At 74.4% G+C, this 17,457-nt stretch carries 11 protein-coding genes; 6 read left to right on the forward strand and 5 right to left on the reverse strand.

Translation table 11 applies throughout. The annotated features are described in order from the left end of the window. Positions 1–267: 267 nt before the first annotated feature. From ACGF3H_RS25025 to ACGF3H_RS25050, 6 genes are all read left to right on the forward strand, one after another. Entirely contained in the window at positions 268–3,459 is a 3,192-nt protein-coding gene (locus tag ACGF3H_RS25025) for an SCO5717 family growth-regulating ATPase (RefSeq protein ID WP_362500125.1), read from the forward strand. Between the two features lie 362 nt (positions 3,460–3,821). Continuing rightward, complete coding sequence (locus tag ACGF3H_RS25030) at positions 3,822–5,705, forward strand: ABC transporter substrate-binding protein (RefSeq protein WP_362500126.1); 1,884 nt, start codon at positions 3,822–3,824, stop codon at positions 5,703–5,705. A gap of 6 nt (positions 5,706–5,711) precedes the next feature. Next, on the forward strand, positions 5,712–6,791 hold the full coding sequence (locus tag ACGF3H_RS25035) for an ABC transporter permease (protein ID WP_362500127.1): 1,080 nt from the start codon (positions 5,712–5,714) through the stop codon (positions 6,789–6,791). After that, the gene (locus ACGF3H_RS25040; RefSeq protein WP_362500128.1) at positions 6,788–7,702 is read left to right on the forward strand and encodes an ABC transporter permease; all 915 of its coding nucleotides are present in this window, start codon (positions 6,788–6,790) and stop codon (positions 7,700–7,702) included. Before ACGF3H_RS25035 ends, ACGF3H_RS25040 begins: the two co-directional genes overlap by 4 nt. After that, positions 7,699–8,697 (forward strand): ABC transporter ATP-binding protein, encoded by a 999-nt coding sequence (locus tag ACGF3H_RS25045; RefSeq protein ID WP_362500129.1) that lies wholly within the window; start codon positions 7,699–7,701, stop codon positions 8,695–8,697. Before ACGF3H_RS25040 ends, ACGF3H_RS25045 begins: the two co-directional genes overlap by 4 nt. Beyond that, the gene (locus ACGF3H_RS25050) at positions 8,694–9,713 is read left to right on the forward strand and encodes an ABC transporter ATP-binding protein (protein WP_362500130.1); all 1,020 of its coding nucleotides are present in this window, start codon (positions 8,694–8,696) and stop codon (positions 9,711–9,713) included. The genes ACGF3H_RS25045 and ACGF3H_RS25050 overlap by 4 nt, the downstream gene beginning before the upstream one ends. A 76-nt stretch (positions 9,714–9,789) precedes the next feature. Here ACGF3H_RS25050 and ACGF3H_RS25055 read toward each other — a convergent pair whose 3' ends face one another. From ACGF3H_RS25055 to ACGF3H_RS25075, 5 genes are all read right to left on the reverse strand, one after another. Beyond that, entirely contained in the window at positions 9,790–10,746 is a 957-nt protein-coding gene (locus ACGF3H_RS25055; RefSeq protein WP_362500131.1) for a bifunctional riboflavin kinase/FAD synthetase, read from the reverse strand. Positions 10,747–10,883: 137 nt separating this feature from the next. After that, a complete protein-coding gene (locus ACGF3H_RS25060; protein WP_362500132.1) occupies positions 10,884–15,488 on the reverse strand; it encodes a hypothetical protein in 4,605 nt (1,534 codons plus the stop codon). Between the two features lie 261 nt (positions 15,489–15,749). Then, the gene (gene truB, locus ACGF3H_RS25065; protein WP_362500133.1) at positions 15,750–16,655 is read right to left on the reverse strand and encodes a tRNA pseudouridine(55) synthase TruB; all 906 of its coding nucleotides are present in this window, start codon (positions 16,653–16,655) and stop codon (positions 15,750–15,752) included. Beyond that, positions 16,652–17,107 (reverse strand): 30S ribosome-binding factor RbfA, encoded by a 456-nt coding sequence (gene rbfA, locus ACGF3H_RS25070; protein ID WP_362500134.1) that lies wholly within the window; start codon positions 17,105–17,107, stop codon positions 16,652–16,654. Before rbfA ends, truB begins: the two co-directional genes overlap by 4 nt. 47 nt (positions 17,108–17,154) lie before the next feature. After that, positions 17,155–17,448: a DUF503 domain-containing protein gene (locus ACGF3H_RS25075; protein WP_362500135.1), complete on the reverse strand. Its 294-nt coding sequence runs from the start codon at positions 17,446–17,448 to the stop codon at positions 17,155–17,157. Positions 17,449–17,457 lie beyond the last annotated feature (9 nt).

Here is a 17,457-nt window from a genome sequence, read left to right on the forward strand (position 1 = left end):
TGTGTCACGTCGCCTGTGCCTGCCCGTACTCGCCGCGGGGGATGCCGAGATCGGCGGGCATCGGGGGGCGGGCGGGGCTGCCGGGGTGGTGCCCGGGGTGATTAGGCTGGGTCCCGGCGCGACGCCAGAACCCGTGGACGGGGCGTCGGCGTCCCAGGGGGAGAGCCGGTGGATCGGACGACCTCGAACGGCCTCGGACAACTGCGAATGACAAGCAAGGGTCGCCCCAGCACGGCGTGAGGGTGCTCGACCACACCAGGAGGAACTGTGAGCAGCGATCGGGACGGGATCCGCGGGGGCTGGGCGACACCCGGCGATGACCAACCCGACGCGGAGTCCGCAATCGAGACGACGGGCGAGTTCACCATCGACTACGCACCGCCCGCCTGGTACACGCAGAACGCGTCCGGCGATTCCGGACAGGGGCAGGAGGCCGGTGCGCCCGGCGGCGCCGCGTCCGCGCCCGCTTCTCCCGCTCCCGAGCCCCCGTCCCAGCCGGCCGGGCCCTTCACGCCGCCGCCTCCGCCGGTGACGAGTACGCCCTACGCACCGCCCGCACCGCCCGCGCCCCCGGCCACCGGATCGGCCGGGGTGCCCGGTCTTCCCGTGGGGAGCGGCTTCGAGCCCCATCAGCCGCCGGCCCAGGCTGCGGCCCACGCCGAGCCGGAGCGGGAAGCGGAGGTTGCGCAGCCGTCGGTGCCGGAGCCGCGGGTCGAGCCCGAGCCCGGCAACGGCGATCTCGAGAGCGGTGCCACCATGCGCTTCTCGGCCGCCGCCCTGAAGCGTGAGTTCGCGCAGCTCGCGGCCGCGGACGAGGCACGGCAGGAGGAAGCGCGGCAGGACGTGGAGCGGGAGAGCGCCGCCGACGAGGCGGTGAGCGCGACCGGGGAAACCGACGGTGAGCCGGTCGCTTCCGACGCGTCCGTCCCCGACGAGGCCGACGACGATGCCGGTGCGGGTGACGCGACGTCGGAGTCCGCCGCGGTGGCCGACGACGCCGTGGAGCCCGAGCGCACCGACGGCGCCGACGACGATGTGGCCGAAGGGGACGGCGCGGTCGGTGACGACGGTCTCTCCGCCGGTGCCTCCGACGCTGCGGGGGCCGGCGGTGACGACGACCCGGCCGCGGAGCCCGAGCCGGACCAGCCCGCCGAACCCGACCCGGCGGCTCCGGCCGTGCCGGCCTCGCAGGACAGCGCGCCGCCCGACACCGCGCCGCAGGACACCACCGCACCGCAGGACACGGCACCGCAGGACACCGCGCCGCAGGGTCCCGCTCCTGTCGCCGCGCCGCCCGCACCCCCCGCCGCGCCGGACGGCGTGCCGCCGTTGCCCCCGTCGTACCCGCCGGCCGCACCAGCTCCGGCACATCAGTGGCCCGCGCAGCCGCAGCCGCAGCCGGCGCCCGCCGCCCCGGGGCAGCCGGACGTGCCGGCCCAGCAGCCCTCCTTCCAGCCCCAGGCCCCGCAGCCGGCACCGGCCGCGTGGCCCGCGCAGCCCGGTGCACCGATGCCTCCCGGCCAGGCACCGGGGCAGCCCCCGGCCCCGGCGGGTTACGGCTTCCCGCCGCAGGGTGCCGCTCCCCCGGCGGCCACTCAGCCCCAGGCTCCTCAGCCGGGTGGTCCGGGCGCCATGCCCGCCGCCGCCGGGTACGGCTTCCCGCAGCCGGGGGGCCAGGCACCGCAGCCCCAGCCCGGCGGGTACGGCTTCCCGCAGCCCGGCGCCCCGGGTGCCACGCCCCCCGCCGGGTACGGCTTCCCGCAGCCGTCCGCGCCGCAGGGACAGCAGCCGCAGGGACAGCAGCCGCAGGGACAGCAGCCGCAGCACGGACAGCCGCAGCAGCCCGGCGTGCCGCACCAGGCGCAGCAGGCGCACCAGGTGCCGCCGCAGGCGCAGCCCGGGCAGGGCCCGCAGCCACAGCCGGCGCAGCACGACCCGCAGCAGCCACAGCCGCCGCACCAGGCCGCGCCCCAGCCCCACGTCCAGCAGCCGCACGCCCAGCAGCCGGCCGATCCCCGGCTCGGTACCGCCTGGCCGCAGCCCATCCAGCACGACCAGCGGCAGCCCACCAACCCGGGTGCGGCACCGCTCGGTTACACGGCGGCCGTCGAGCTGTCGTCGGACCGGCTGCTCAACAACAAGCGGCAGAAGGCGAAGAGCAGCCGCCCGGCGGCCGGCGGTTCGCGCTTCAAGCTGGGCGGCAAGAAGGAGGAGGCCGAGCGGCAGCGGAAGCTCGAGCTGATCCGCACGCCGGTGCTGTCCTGCTACCGCATCGCCGTCATCAGCCTCAAGGGCGGCGTCGGCAAGACGACCACGACCACCGCGCTGGGTTCCACGCTCGCCACCGAGCGGCAGGACAAGATCCTCGCGATCGACGCGAACCCGGACGCCGGTACGCTCGGCCGCCGCGTGCGCCGCGAGACCGGGGCCACCATCCGTGACCTCGTCCAGGCGATCCCGTACCTCAACTCGTACATGGACATCCGGCGGTTCACGTCCCAGGCACCGTCCGGGCTCGAGATCATCGCCAACGACGTCGACCCGGCCGTGTCCACGACCTTCAACGACGAGGACTACCGGCGCGCGATCGACGTCCTGGGCCGGCAGTACCCGGTCATCCTGACCGACTCGGGCACCGGTCTGCTGTACAGCGCGATGCGCGGGGTGCTCGACCTCGCCGACCAGTTGATCATCATCTCGACGCCGTCCGTGGACGGTGCGAGCAGCGCCAGTACGACGCTGGACTGGCTGTCCGCGCACGGGTACGCCGACCTGGTGTCCCGGTCCATCACCGTCATCTCCGGGGTCCGCGAGACCGGCAAGATGATCAAGGTGGAGGACATCGTCGGCCACTTCCAGACGCGCTGCCGGGGCGTCGTGGTGGTGCCCTTCGACGAGCACCTGGCGGCCGGTGCCGAGGTGGACCTCGACATGATGCGGCCGAAGGTGCGGGAGGCGTACTTCAACCTCGCGGCGATGGTCGCCGAGGACTTCGTCCGCCACCAGCAGTCCCACGGCCTGTGGACGTCCGACGGCAACCCGCCGCCGGTCGCCGCGCCGCCCATGCCGGGCCACGAATTCCCCGGCCAGGCGATGCCGGGTCAGGAGATGCCCGGCCAGTCCGTACCGGGCCAGGGTGCACCGGGGCAGCCGCCCTATCCGGGACAGCCCTACCCGGGACAGCCCTACCCGGCCCAGCCCCACCCGGGACAGCCTTACCCTGGGCAGCCCTACGGCGGGCAGCCGGGCGCGGGACAGTACGCACCCCAGCCGTCCCAGCAGCCCCAGGCCGGGCAGCCGCATCCGGGCGGGCCCCAGCCGTACGCGCAGCCCACCCAGCAGCCGGGGCAGCCATACCCCCAGCAGCCCGGGCAGCCGTTCCCGCAGCAGCCCGGTCATCCCCAGCAGCCGCAGCCCCCGCAGGACGGGACCGCGCCCCCGCCGCCACCGCAGCACTGAGTCCGCGAACGCGCGAAGGCCCGTGTCGTCACCCGACGGCGCGGGCCTTCGCGCGTTCGCGGTCAGAACCGCCGGGTTCGCGCCGCCACACTCTCACCTGCAAGGCGTCAGTGGTCTCCACCAATGTGGGGGAGGCTGCGCTGAACTCGCCGTTTGCGCAGGCCACATGGGGTTTGACACACCGTTGACGCGCGCAGACTGCCGCTGATAGACACACCTTTCATTCCGTCGGCGCCAATCGATCAAGCTTCACGCAACGCTGCTCACAACCCGTTCAAGTCTGTTCGCACCTGTTCAAGCCCGCCCCGTGCGGAACGCCGGGCGAGCGTCCCGCGCGAGTGATGACGCGAGGTCTCCGAACCATGAACACACAAGATCAGCACGGCAGAGGACGTACCGGCCCCCGCCTGAAGAGGACGCGGCTGCTGGCCGCCGCGGGCGCCGCCGCCCTCGTCCTCGCGTCCGGTATCGCCGCCCCGTCGGCCTCGGCCGGACCGCGCAGCGGCCCGGTACAGGCCGGGGAGGGCGAGCAGGGCGACAAGGTCCTCACCGTCGCGGTCGCGCAGAGCGTCGACTCGCTCAGTCCGTTCCTCGCCGTACGGCTGGTCAGCACGAGCATCCTCCGGCTGACCTACGAGTACCTGACCGCCTACGACCCCAAGGACAACCACGTCGTACCGGGTCTGGCCACCGAGTGGAAGTCCTCCCCCGACAAGCTGACCTGGACGTACACGATCCGCTCCGACTCCACGTGGTCGGACGGCCGGCAGGTCACCGCCGAGGACGCTGCGTGGACGTTCAACAAGATGATGACCGACGACGGCGCCGCCACCGCCAACGGCAGCTTCGTCACCAACTTCGAGAAGGTCACCGCGCCCAGCCCCACCCAGCTGGTGATCAGGCTGAAGACACCGCAGGCCACCATGACCGCGCTCGACGTGCCGATCGTGCCCAAGCACGTGTGGGAGAAGGTCGACGACTTCTCCGAGTTCAACAACGACAAGAGCTTCCCCCTCGTCGGCGACGGGCCGTTCGTCCTCACCGACTACAAGCCGGACAGCTACGTGCGGCTGAAGGCCAACAAGGACTACTGGCGGGGCGCGCCGAAGTTCGACGAGCTGGTCTTCCGGTACTACAAGGACCAGGACGCCGCCGTGGCCGCCCTGCGCAAGGGCGAGGTGTCCTTCGTCGCCGGGTCCCCGTCGCTGACCCCCGCCCAGGCGGCCTCGCTCAAGGGCGACAAGAACATCCACGTCAACGACGCGCCCGGCCGCCGCTTCTACGCCCTCGCCACCAACCCCGGCGCGCAGTCCAAGGACGGCACCAAGTTCGGTGACGGCGACCCGTCCCTGCTCGACCAGCGGGTGCGCAACGCGCTGTTCATGGCGGTCGACCGCAAGACGATCGTCGACAAGGTCTTCCAGGGCCACGCGGTCCAGGGCGAGGGCTACATACCGCCGCGCTTCTCCTCGTACTTCTGGAAGCCGTCGGCGGACCAGGAGCTCGCCTACGACCCGGCCGCGGCGGGCAGGCTGCTCGACGAGGCGGGCTACAAAAAGAACGCCGACGGCAAGCGCGTCGGCAAGGACGGCAAGCCGCTGAACTACCGCGTCCTGTGCCACGCCACCGACCCCAACGACAAGGCGGTCGGCAAGTACCTCCAGGAGTGGTGGGGCGAGCTCGGCATCGGGACCACCCTCAACTGCCTGGACAACGTGACCGACCCGTGGCTCGCGGGCACCTACGACCTGGCCTTCGACGGCTGGTCCGTCAACCCGGACCCCGACTTCGTGCTCTCCATCCACACCTGTGCCGCCCGCCCGCAGACGCCCAAGGACACCGGCGCCACGGACAACTTCATCTGCGACAAGACGTACGACGACCTCTACGCCCGGCAGCTCGCCGAGTACGACCCGGCCAAGCGGGCGGACATCGTCCGGCAGATGCAGTCGCGGCTGTACGACCTGGGCTACATGAACGTCATGGCCTACCCCAACGCCGTCGAGGCCTACCGCACCGACCAGATCGAGTCGATCACCACGATGCCGTCCGATGCGGGCAACATCTGGGGCCAGGACGGCTACTGGAGCTGGTGGTCCGCCGCACCCGCCGACTCCGGCGACTCCTCGGACGGTTCCTCCTCCACCGGCGTGGTGATCGGCATCGTCGCGGGTGTCGTCGTCCTCGTCGGCCTCGGGGCGCTGGTCGCGGTGCGCCGCCGGTCCACGGCGGAAGAGCGTGAGTAGGCGCTCATGACCGCGGAAGCGACATCCTCCTCCCTCGGGGAAGCGGCCGCGGCCGGTCCGGTGAAGACCGGGCCGGCCGGGGCGGGGCGCGCGTCACGGACCGGGGCCGGCACCGCGTACCTGCGGTACGTGGCCGGCCGGCTGGCCGGTGCGGTCGTCTCGCTGTTCGCCGTGCTCGTGACCAGCTTCTTCCTCTTCCGGCTGATCCCGGGCGACCCCGTGAAGTTCATGACCGGCGGCCGCCCGGTGTCCGCGGAGCAGATCGCCTCCTACCGGCGGGAGTTCGGGCTGGACCTGCCGGTGTGGCAGCAGTTCACGCAGTACTGCGGCAAGGCGCTGACGGGAGACCTGGGCACCTCCTACCAGTTCCACGGCCCCGTCGTCGACAAGATCACCGAGGCGCTGCCGAACACGCTGCTGCTCACCGGCACGGCCTTCGTGCTCTACACGGCCCTCGGCATCTTCCTCGGCACTCGCTCCGCGTGGCGGCACGGCCGGCTCGGCGACCGGCTCAACACCGGGCTGGCGCTGACGCTCTACTCCATCCCCTCCTTCTGGCTGGGGCTGCTGCTCATCATCGTGCTGTCGGTCGGCGTGGGCCCGATCCCGGGGATGTTCCCGACCGGGGGCATGGAGTCCGGCGGCGAGCAGGGCTTCGCGTACGTCGTCGACGTCGCCCACCACCTCGTCCTGCCGGTGGTGACGCTGGTCGCCGTGGAGTACGGGCAGACGCTGTTGGTCACCCGGTCGGCGCTGCTCGACGAGATGGGCGGCGACTATCTGACCACGGCCCGCGCCAAGGGCCTCCGGGACGATCTCGTACGGCGCCGGCACGCCGTGCCGAACGCGCTGCTGCCGACCGTGACCCTGATCTTCGTCAATCTCGGCCGGACCGTCGCCGGTGTCATCCTCGTCGAGACGGTCTTCTCCTGGCCGGGGCTCGGCGGGCTGTTCTACCAGGCGCTGAGCGTGCCCGATCTGCCGCTGGTGCAGGGGCTGTTCTTCGTCTTCGCCTCGGCGGTGATCCTGATGAACACCCTGGCCGACCTCCTGTATCCGCTGCTCGACCCGAGGGTGGGCCGATGACCACCGAGACCGCTCCGCCGCTCGGCCCGCGCACGCTCGCGTGGCAGCGCCGCCGGGCCTCCGCCGCACGCTTCTGGAAGGAGTACCGGCGGCACCGCGCTGGCCTGTTCGGGCTCGCCGCTCTGGTGCTGTTCGGGCTGCTCGCACTGACCGCGCCGCTGACCGTCGGGTCGGACGTGCAGAGCGTGACCGACGCCCCCGGTCAGCCGCTGGAGGGCCCCAGCGGCCGGTTCCCGCTGGGCACCGACCAGTTCGGGCGCAGTCTGCTGGGACTGCTGATCTGGGGGTCGCGCGTCTCGCTGCTGGTCGGGCTGCTCGCGGCCGTGCTGTCGGTGGCCATCGGGGCGCTGATCGGCATCACCGCGGGGCACTTCCGCGGCTGGTACGCCACGGTGGCCATGCGCGTCACGGACTGGTTCCTGGTGATGCCGACCCTGGTCCTCGCCATCGTGCTGGCGACCGTCATGTCCCGCTCGCTGGGCACGATCGTCCTGGCCATCGGCGTCACCACCTGGCCGACGACCGCGCGGTTGGTGCGGGCCCAGACGCTGGCCGTGGAGTCACGGCCCTACATCGAACGCGCCAAGGCGCTCGGCGGCGGGCACGGGCACATCATGTCCCGGCACGTCCTGCCGAACGTGATGCCGCTGATCCTCGCCCAGACCACCCTCATCATCTCCTCCGCCATCCTCGCCGAGGCCACCCTCGCGTTCCTGGGGCTCGGCGACCCCTCGGTCGTGTCGTGGGGCGGGCTGCTGCAGGACGCGCGGGAGGCGGGGGCGGTCAGCTCCGGCGACTGGTGGTACCTGGTGCCGCCGGGCATCGCGATCGCGGTCGTCGCGCTGGCGTTCACCCTGTGCGGGCGTGCGGTCGAGTCCGTTCTCAACCCCAGGCTGGGGGTGTCCCGTTGAGCCTGCTCGACGTCCGGAACCTGGAAGTGACCTACCCGGGCGGTGCGGCCGCCGTACGCGGGGTCGACCTGAGCCTCGCCGCCGGCGAGAAGCTCGGCATCGCGGGCGAGTCCGGCTGCGGCAAGTCCACGCTGGCGCTGGCCCTGCTGCGCCTGCTGCCCGCCGGGGCCCGGGTGAGCGGCGAGATCCTCCTCGACGGGGAGGACGTGCTGACGATGAAGTGGGGCCGGTTGCGGGCGGTGCGCTGGGCCGGGGCGTCGATCGTCTTCCAGGGCGCGATGCACTCCCTCAACGCCGTGCACCGCGTCGGCGACCAGATCGCCGAACCGATTCTGCTGCACCGCGGGGCCACCCCGGCGGCCGCCCGGAAGAGGGCCGGTGAGCTGCTGGAGCAGGTGGGCCTGCCGGCGGCACGGGCGTCCGCCTATCCGCACGAGCTGTCCGGGGGGCAGCGCCAGCGCGTGATGATCGCGATGGCGCTGGCCTGCGATCCGCGTCTGATCGTCGCCGACGAGCCCACCACCGCCCTCGACGTGATGGTCCAGGCCCAGATCCTCCGCCTGATCGAGGAGCTGGTGAGCGAGCAGGACGTGGGTCTGGTCATGATCAGCCACGACCTCGCCGTCCTCGCCGACACCTGCGACCGGCTCGCGGTGATGTACGCGGGCCGGGTGGTCGAGGAGGGCCCGGCGCGGCTGGTCCACGACGACGCCCGGCACCCGTACGGCAGGGCCCTGTCGGAGGCGTTCCCGAGGATCGGCGACCCGGGGTCGCGGTTCGCGCCGCGCGGCCTGCCCGGCGACCCGCCCGACCCCGCCGCCGTGCCGTCCGGCTGCGCCTTCCACCCGCGCTGCCCCGTCGCGCTCGACGTCTGCGCCACCGACGACCAGGCACTGCGCGAGGCGGGCGCGGACCGGCGGGCGGCGTGCGTGCACGTGGCCGCGGGGACACCGGCGGCCACGGACGAGGCAGAAGTGAGGAGCAGCACCGCATGACGAGAACGCCACCGCTGCTGAGCGTCGAGGGCCTGCACGTCACCTTCCCCGGCCGGCAGGGCGCGCCGCCCGCCCGGGCCGTGGACGGGGTCGACCTCGACATCCGGCCGGGCGAGATCGTGGCGCTGGTCGGCGAGTCGGGCTGCGGCAAGACGACGCTGGCCCGTTCCCTGCTCGGCCTGGTCCCGCCGACCTCGGGCCGCGTCACCTTCGACGGGGCACCGCTCGACTACTCCTCGCGCGCGCTGAAGGCCTACCGTAAGCGCGCCCAGCTGGTCCTCCAGGACCCGAGCGGCTCCCTCAACCCGCGGCACACGGTCTACGACGCGGTCGCCGAGGGGTTGCGCATCCACGGGTACGGCGGTGACGAGCGGGCGGCGGTCGCCGGTGCCCTGGCCCGGGCCGGGCTGCGGCCTCCCGAGCGTTTCTTCCTGCGCTACCCGCACGAGCTGTCCGGCGGCCAGCGCCAGCGGGTCGTCATCGCGGGTGCGCTCGTCCTGGAGCCCGAACTGCTCGTCGCCGACGAGCCGGTGGCCTCCCTGGACGCCTCGGTGCGCGGCGAGATCCTCGCGCTGCTGCTGCGCCTGCGCACCGAACTCGGGCTGTCCGCGCTGGTGGTGACCCACGACCTCGGTCTGGCCTGGAACATCGCCGACCGGGTCGCGGTGATGTACCTCGGCCGGATCGTGGAGACGGGCGAGGTCGAGCAGGTGTTGACGGCGCCGCGGCACCCGTACACCCAGGCCCTGCTGTCCGTGCTGCCCGAGGCCCCCGGGGCCCCGGTCGTCCTCTCCGGCGAGCCCCCGGACCCGTCGCGCGTCCCCGGCGGCTGCCGCTTCCACGCCCGCTGCCAGATCCTCGCGAGCGGCGAGGCGTCCCGGGCGGGCGTCGCCGACGCGTGCCGGACCCGGGACCTGGAGATCCTCGACGGCGGCGGGGAGGCGCAGGTGGCCTGCCACTGGGCGCTGGCGCGGACGCGGGCGGAGGTGGCCGGGGCCGAGAGCGGGCCGGTCTAGGGGCGCCGGACGGCCCGTGCGAGCGGCCCCGGGCGTACGACCGCCCGGGACACCGCCCGTCCGGTGCCGGGCGGGGTCAGGCCCGCTTGTCGTCCGCCGCGATGATCTCGCGGCACTGCTGGACGTCGTCGGCCATCTGCTCGAGGAGCGCGTCCAGCGTCTCGAACTTCGCCTGGCCCCTAACGAAGGCCAGGAAGTCCACGGCGACGTGCAGCCCGTACAGGTCGAGGCCGACGCGGTCGATGGCGTACGCCTCCACCGTGCGCTCGGTGCCCTCGAACTGTGGGTTGGTGCCGACGGAGATCGCGGCCGGCATCACCTCGCCCTGGGCGTGCAGCCGGCCGGCGTAGACGCCGTCGGCGGGGATCGCGGTGTGCGGCAGGGTCTCGACGTTGGCCGTGGGGAAGCCCAGCTCTCGGCCGCGCTGGGCGCCGCGGACGACCACGCCCTCCACGCGGTGCGGGCGGCCCAGGATCTCGGCGGCGCCCCGGACGTCGCCCTCGGCGACCAGGCGGCGGGTCAGGGTGGAGGAGAACGGCTCGCCGCCGCCCGCCTCGCCGGACTCGTACAGGTCGACGACCTCGACCTCGAAGTCGTAGGTCCGGCCCTGCTCGGCGAGGAAGTCGACGTTCCCCGCGGCCTTGTGGCCGAAGCGGAAGTTGGGGCCCTCCACGACCGCCTTGGCGTGCAGCTTGTCGACCAGGACCTTGACGACGAAGTCGGCCGCGGACAGCTTCGAGAACTCCGTCGTGAAGGGGAGGATCAGCACCGCGTCCACGCCCAGCTCGGCGCAGAGTTCGGCGCGGCGGTGGTGCGGGGCGAGCAGCGGCGGGTGGCTGCCGGGGCGGACGACCTCGCTGGGGTGCGGGTCGAAGGTGACGACGACGGCGGGGACGCCCAGCTCGCGGGCGCGGTCCACGGCGTGCTTGATGATCAGCTGGTGTCCGCGGTGGACTCCGTCGTAGGAGCCGATGGTGACGACGCTGCGCCCCCAGTCCTCGGGGATGTCCTCCAAGCCACGCCAGCGCTGCACTGTGTCTGCTCCTTGTCGCACACTCGTCGGAGTCGAAGCCTTCGATGCAGGTCTAAGGGTGCCATGCCGGGCGCCTCCCGCCCGCATCGGCATGGGTGCTGTGACCGGCCGCACGCCACGCCGTGTCCCGGCCGCGGTCAGGCGGGGACGCGGGTGCCCGCCAGGCTCTCGATCGTGCGGCGTGCGCTCGGGCCGACGAGTGCCGCCCACTCGTCGGGGGCGTCCGCCAGCCAGCCGGTCACCCGGCCGGCGAAGCCGGGGAGGTGCCGGGCCAGGTCGACCAGGGCGCGGTCCAGGCGGGTGGTGCCGTCCGGGGTGCGGGCCAGGAGCAGGGCGGTGCGGTGGACGAGGGCCCGTCGGCCGTCGCCGCCCTGGGAGGCGGCGGCCCGCAGCAGCGCGTCCAGGACGGCGGGGTCGTCCTCGTGGGCCAGCAGGTGTTCCCGCAGCTCGCGGCGGAGGGAACCGGTGGCGGGGGCGCCGTCGCCGGCGAGCACGCCGGCCAGCGCGGCTCGCACCGGCTCGGGTCCTCCGTCCAGCAGTCCGGTGACCAGCGGGAGGAGCACCCACCGCGCGGCGGGGCCCTGGTCCATGCGCCGGTCGGTGTGGGCGGCCACGTGTCCGGCGGTCTCGGGCCGCTCCGCCACCGCCTCCCCGATCAGTACGGCGACCCGGCGGGCCAGCTGGGGCGTGGTGGCGTCGAGGAGCCTGCGCAGCGCCTCCCCGGAGTCCGGGCCGCGCAGCCGGGCCCGGAAGGCGTCGAGGACCTGGTCGGGGTGGGTCGGCAGGGCGGCGGCCACCGCCCTCGGCGGCAGGTACGGGTCGCCCGCCGCGAAGTGGGCCAGCGCCCTCGCCAGGTGCCGGTCGCGACTGCCCGGGTCCTGGACCAGCAGGGCGAGGGCGCCTCCGTGCAGCAGGCCGTCGGCGGGGCGGGTGAGCAGGACGAGGGCGGCGTGGCGCAGCAGGGTGCGGTCGGTGGCGGTGCGGGCGTGGGGCGCGACGCGCAGCCCGTGGGTCACGGCCGCCGTGTGCCGGGCCGGCCGCTCGTCCCGGGCCCACCGGTCGACGGCCCGGCAGACGGCGGACGGCTCTTCCTCGGCCAGGACGGCGAGCAGTTCGTCGGCCCGGCGGTGCGTGCTGTCGGCGAGCACCTCGGTGAGGCCGTCCGGACCGCGGTGGCGGTGGGTGTGCAGCAGCGCCTGCGCGGCGGTCGCCACGGTGGCGTGCGGGGTGGCGGGCAGCGGCCGTTCGTCGTCGAACCAGCGGACGAGGAGGGGCTGCACGGTCGCGGGGTCGGCGGCGAGCAGGCGGGCGACGGTGTCGAGGTGGCGGGGGCCGGGCTCGTGGGGGGCGCCGTCGGCGAGAAGCAGGCGGCGCAGCAGGTCGAGGCGCGTGGCCTCCGGCAGCCGCAGGGCCGTCCAGAAGGCGGGCCCGAACTCCGCGGGCACGGGACGGCCCTCGCCCCGCCGTTCCGCGATGCCGTCGGCGAGCAGACGCAGTACCTCCGTGTACGGCGCCGCGTCGGGTACGCGCGTCAGCGTCCCGGCGAGCAGCCGGCCGGCCCACCACGGGTGCGGCTCGGCGTCCAGGGCGCGCGCCAGTTCCTCCAGCGTCAGGGCGAGCTGGGGGACGCCGTGCTGGCGGCCGAGGTGCAGCAGGGCCTCGACGACGGGGCCGATGCGGTGGTGCGGGACGGGGAGGGTGTGGGTGTCCTGCGGGGCGCCGCGGTCGTGCACGAGGACGCGCAGGGCCCCGTCCAGGTCGAGGTGGGTGCCCTGTATCCAGTCGGCGAGCTCCTCGTGCGCGAAGCGGTAGCCGCTGCCGGCGGACACGAGGAGGCCTTCGGCGAGCACGGCGTACGCCCACCCGGTGCCGCCGCCGAGCCGGGCCGGCGCCCGGCCCCAGGGGAACACCTCCCCGAAGGATTCCCGGTCCAGTTCCCCCTGCCCGGGGCCGAGACTGCGCCGGGCGGCCTCGTGGACCTGCCCGGAGACCCGCGCCGCGAGCCGGCGGACGGCTGTGCCGCGCAGGCCGTTCTCCGCGGCCAGTCGGGTGGCGACGCGCAGGCACATCAGGTCGAGGTAGGCGCCGAACACCGCGTCGCGGCCGATACGGACGGGTGGCAGGGCGCCCGGCAGGGCCGCCTGGACCTCGGAGAGCAGGCGGAGGGTGAGGGGGTGGCGCCCGTCGCTGTCCGGCAGGGCGCCCTCCGCGATGCGGTAGCGTGCCCGCGCCTCCCGCGCCTCGTCGTCCCCCAGGTCACCGAGGTGCACACAGGGCGGCAGCGCCTCACGCCCGGCGTCGGCCGTCGCGGGAGGCAGCGCCCCACGCCCGGCGTCGGCCCTCGCGGAGGGCACGGCGCCCGGGCCCGCCGGGACGGTCCCGGACCGTCGGGTTCCCCCGTCACCGGCCCCGGCCTCAGAGCCCGACGAGCCGCTCCCGGCCGACCCGGACCCCCCAGCACTCGTATCGGAACCGGCCCCCACCGGGACAGTCCCGGTGGGGCCCCGACCCCCGACGACGTCCTCCGGCCCGCATCCCGCCGCATCAGCCCGGAGCCCCCCGGCACCGGCCTCCGACCCACTGGCCGACTGAACAGCCCCCGACCAGGCCCATCCACCGACGACAGCGTCCGAGGCGACCCCTGCCGCACCGGATCCGAGCCTTCCGGAGTCGGCGCCGGCCTCTGGTCCCTCACCGGAGGGGTCGCCGCCGGCCCGCCCCCGGCCGCCGGCGACCGTCTGGGCCCCGATGCCCGGCGAATCCTCTCGGCACCACGCCGAGCCCTCTGCTCCCCCGGTGCCCGACGGATCCGCTCCTCGCTGCCCGGACCGCCCTGCGACCCGCTCCGCCGCCAGTCCGCCCGACCCGGCACCCGCTACCGCCCACGCGGGACCGGCAGCACACCCCTGCGGCCACCCGCCCGGCGGCGAACCCCCGGCCTCCACCGCCACCGCGCCGTCGGACCTGCCGCGCCCCCGTTCAGCCGGCCCGGTCGCGGTGTCTCCCGCACCCTGCGCGGACGTCACCGCGCCCGACGGGGGCGTCACCGCGGTCGCGCCGCCCGCCCGGGGCCGCGTGCCCGCCAGGTCCCGCCCCTGCCCCTGCCCCCACGGCCGGGAGTCCTCCGCACCCACACCGGCCACCCACTCCCCGCCGGGTGCCCGACCGGGCGCCGGTACCGCGTCACCGTCTTCGGGCCTCGGCCCCTGCACAGTCACCCCGGACAGCTCCCCCGCCTCCGCCGTCCAGGACGGCACCGGTTGCCACACCCGCTCCCCGGGCCCGCACACGGCCGCCGGTCCCCCGGCCGTCGCCCCGTGCAGCACCTCCCGGGGGAACTCCGCCCCCGCCCGCTCCCAGTACTCCGCCCGGCATGCCACGATCAACCGCGCTCCCGTCTCCCTCAGCCACGCCGTCGTGCCCCCGGACCACTCGGCGAGACGGTGGGCCAGGACCGGCGGCATCTCCTCCGGGCCGTCGAGGAGGACCAGCAGGGGCCGGCCGGCGGAGTCCGCGACGCGGGCGAGGTGCTCCGGGGTGACGTCGCCGAGGCCGGGCGGGCGGCGCCGGTCCGGGGCGGCCACGGCGTGCGCGGCGCGGGCCAGCGTCCTGCGCACCGCGTCGGCCACCGACGTGTCGTCGTCGCACAGGTCGGCGCCGCGCAGCCACAGGGTGGGCGCGGGTGCCGTGCCCCGGGAACGGCGGGCGGCGAGGGCCGCCAGCTCGGTCGTGCGACCGGTCCCGGGCACGCCTACGAGCCCGAGGACCCGGGCCGTCCCACCCGTGCGGGCGAACGCGGCGAACTCGCGGGCGGGCCCGGCCCGTTCGACCGGCTCGGCAGGACCGGCGGTCGGGTCCGACAGGTCCGCCGGGTGCGCCGAGTGCACTGGGTCCGCCGGGCCTGCCGGGCGCGCCAGGTCCGCCAGGTCCGTCGGGGCCGCCGGCGGTACCGGTGCCGGCCCCGTCCTGGCCGGGCCGGCCCACCGCATCGACGCGGCCGTGAGTGCGAGGGTTCCCGCCGGATTGAGGTCGGCGCCGTACGCCGGGACCGTGTCCGCGTTCCGGGCGAGCAGGTCGGCGAGGGGGCCGGAGGCCGCGCGCAGCGGCACAGCGAAGCCGACGTCGCGGTGGCCGGAGGTCAGGGCGGTGCCGAGGACGCCGAGGACGGCGCCGGTCGTGACGTCGAACACGGGCCCGCCGGCGGCGCCGCCGCCCAGCCGCAGCGCGTCCCGCCCGGACGTGCCGACCGCCAGCTCCAGGGCGTCTGCGACGTGGTGGAAGCGGTCGGTGGCCGTGTAGGTGACGTCGGTGGTGCCGAGGACCCGCGCCTCGCGCCAGCAGCCGGCGGCGATCCGGACGTAGGTCCCCGCCTCGATGCGGTCCCGCACGGTGACGGGCAGCGGGCCGGTGCCGAGCCCTTCGGCCCGGACGAGGGCCAGGCCGAGGTCGGGCAGGGGGGTCACGTCCGCGGCGGCCACGACCAGGCGGCGGTCCCCGGCGGTGCGCAGGACGAGCCGGTTCAGCCCGTCGACCGCTTCATGGCTGGTGATCACCGAGCCGTGGTGGTCGGCGGCGAATCCCGTGCCCCGGGGCCGGCCGGCCAGGTCCTGGATGCGGACCAGGGCGCCGTCCGCGACGTCCGGCGGTGGCGGCGGGGCATCGTCCTGCGTGCCGGGGAGGTCGTTGCGCGGCAGTCGCCGTGCGCTGCCGTCCGCCTCCCGGGTCCGGTTCCGCGACGCCATCGCCGCACCTCCCCGCCGTGCCGCCGTACACCCGTGCTCTGTTCGACGGTAGGCACGTGAAGATCGGCGGGACAGATCCCCTCGCGAACGCGCCCCCTTCCACTCCCCTGGTTCACTCCGAGCGCCTGTCCGGACGGGTGAACAGAAGGGAGAGGTTGGATACACCCTAGGAGGTGGGGGAACCGAGGGGGGCCGTGGAGCGGCGGACGTGGCAGTCCCCGTGACCGCCGCTCCACGGACGGGAGTTGACGCGTCGTCGGCTCAGCCGAAGACGGCCAGGCTCTTCGCCTTGCCCCTCTGCTCCTCCACGAGCGCGAGGAAGCGGCCCTCGGGGTCGAAGACGGCGACGGCACCCGCGCCCGCGTAGGCGTCGGGCATCTCCAGCCGCACCCCGTTGAGGAGCAGCCGGGCCCGCCTGGTGTCCACTTCCCAGCGCGGGAAGGCGGCGGTCGCCGCGTCGGCGACCGGCATGACCGCGAGGTTCTCCTGGAGCTGGTCCAGCGTCTTCGCCGAGTCCAGCTTGTACGGGCCGACGCGGGTGCGGCGCAGCGCCGTCAGATGGCCGCCCACGCCCAGGTCGGTGCCGAGGTCGCGGGCCAGGGCGCGGATGTAGGTGCCGGACGAGCAGACCACCGAGACCACCAGGTCGAGCACCGGGGTGCCGTCCTCGGCGGCCGCCTCCCGGACGTCGTACACCGCGAAGGAGGAGACGGTGACGGGGCGGGCAGGGATCTCGAAGTCCTCGCCCTCGCGCGCCCGCTTGTAGGAGCGCACGCCGTTGATCTTGATGGCGCTGACCTTGGACGGCACCTGCATGATGTCGCCCGTGAGCTTGGCGACGGCGGCGTCGACGGCCTCCCGGGTGACCTTCGAGGCGTCCTGCGACCTCGTGATCTCGCCCTCGGCGTCGTCCGTCAGCGTCGTCTGCCCGAGCCTGATGGTGCCCAGGTACTCCTTCTCGGTGAGGGCGAGGTGCCCGAGGAGCTTGGTGGCCCGCTCCACGCCGAGGACCAGCACGCCCGTGGCCATCGGGTCGAGCGTGCCGGCGTGCCCGACGCGCCGCGTCCGGGCGATGCCCCGCATCTTGGCGACGACGTCGTGCGAAGTGAAGCCCGACGGCTTGTCGACGATGACAAGTCCGTCGGGCGTGGTGTGCTTGTCGGTCATTCGGCGGTGTCGTCCGTCTCGTCGTCCTCGGCTTCCGGCTTCCGGTACGGGTCCGCCTCGCCGGCGTACGCGGCGCCCGCGGACACCTCGCGCACCTTCGCGTCGGACTGGCGCGCCTTGTCGAGGAGGTCCTCGATGTTCCGGGCGGTGTCCGGGAGGGCGTCCATGACGAAGGTCAGGGTGGGCGTGAACTTCACGCCGGCCGCCTTGCCGACCTCGGAGCGCAGGATGCCCTTGGCGCTCTCCAGCCCGGCGGAGGCGGCCTTGCGCTCCTCGTCGTCCCCGTAGACCGTGTAGAAGACGGTCGCCTCCCGCAGGTCACCCGTGACCCGGGTGTCCGTGATGGTGACGTGCGAGCCGAGCCGCGGGTCCTTGATCCCGCGCTGCAGCTTCTGGGCCACCACCTCTCGGATGAGGTCCGCCAGCCTTTTCGCCCGCGCGTTGTCGGCCACTGGTCCGTCTCCCGTTCTTTCCTGTCTCTGTTCTTGGGCTGGGGAAGTCAGTCTTCCTCGCCGTGGAAGCGCCGTCTGACCGACAGCAGCTCCACCTCGGGACGGGCGGCGACCAGCCGTTCGCACCGGTCGAGTACGTCGGTCAGGTGCCCCGCGTCCGCGGAGACCATGGCGAGGCCGATACCGGCCCGCCGGTGCAGATCCATGTTCTCCACCTCGGCCGCGCTCACGGAGTACTTCCGCTGGAGCTCGGCGACGATCGGGCGGACGACGGAGCGCTTCTCCTTCAGCGACCGTACGTCGCCGAGGAGGAGGTCGAAGGACAGCGTCCCCACGTACATGTGTGTATC

This window comes from Streptomyces sp. NPDC048185 (genome assembly GCF_043202495.1).
In the GTDB taxonomy this organism is placed as follows: domain Bacteria; phylum Actinomycetota; class Actinomycetes; order Streptomycetales; family Streptomycetaceae; genus Streptomyces.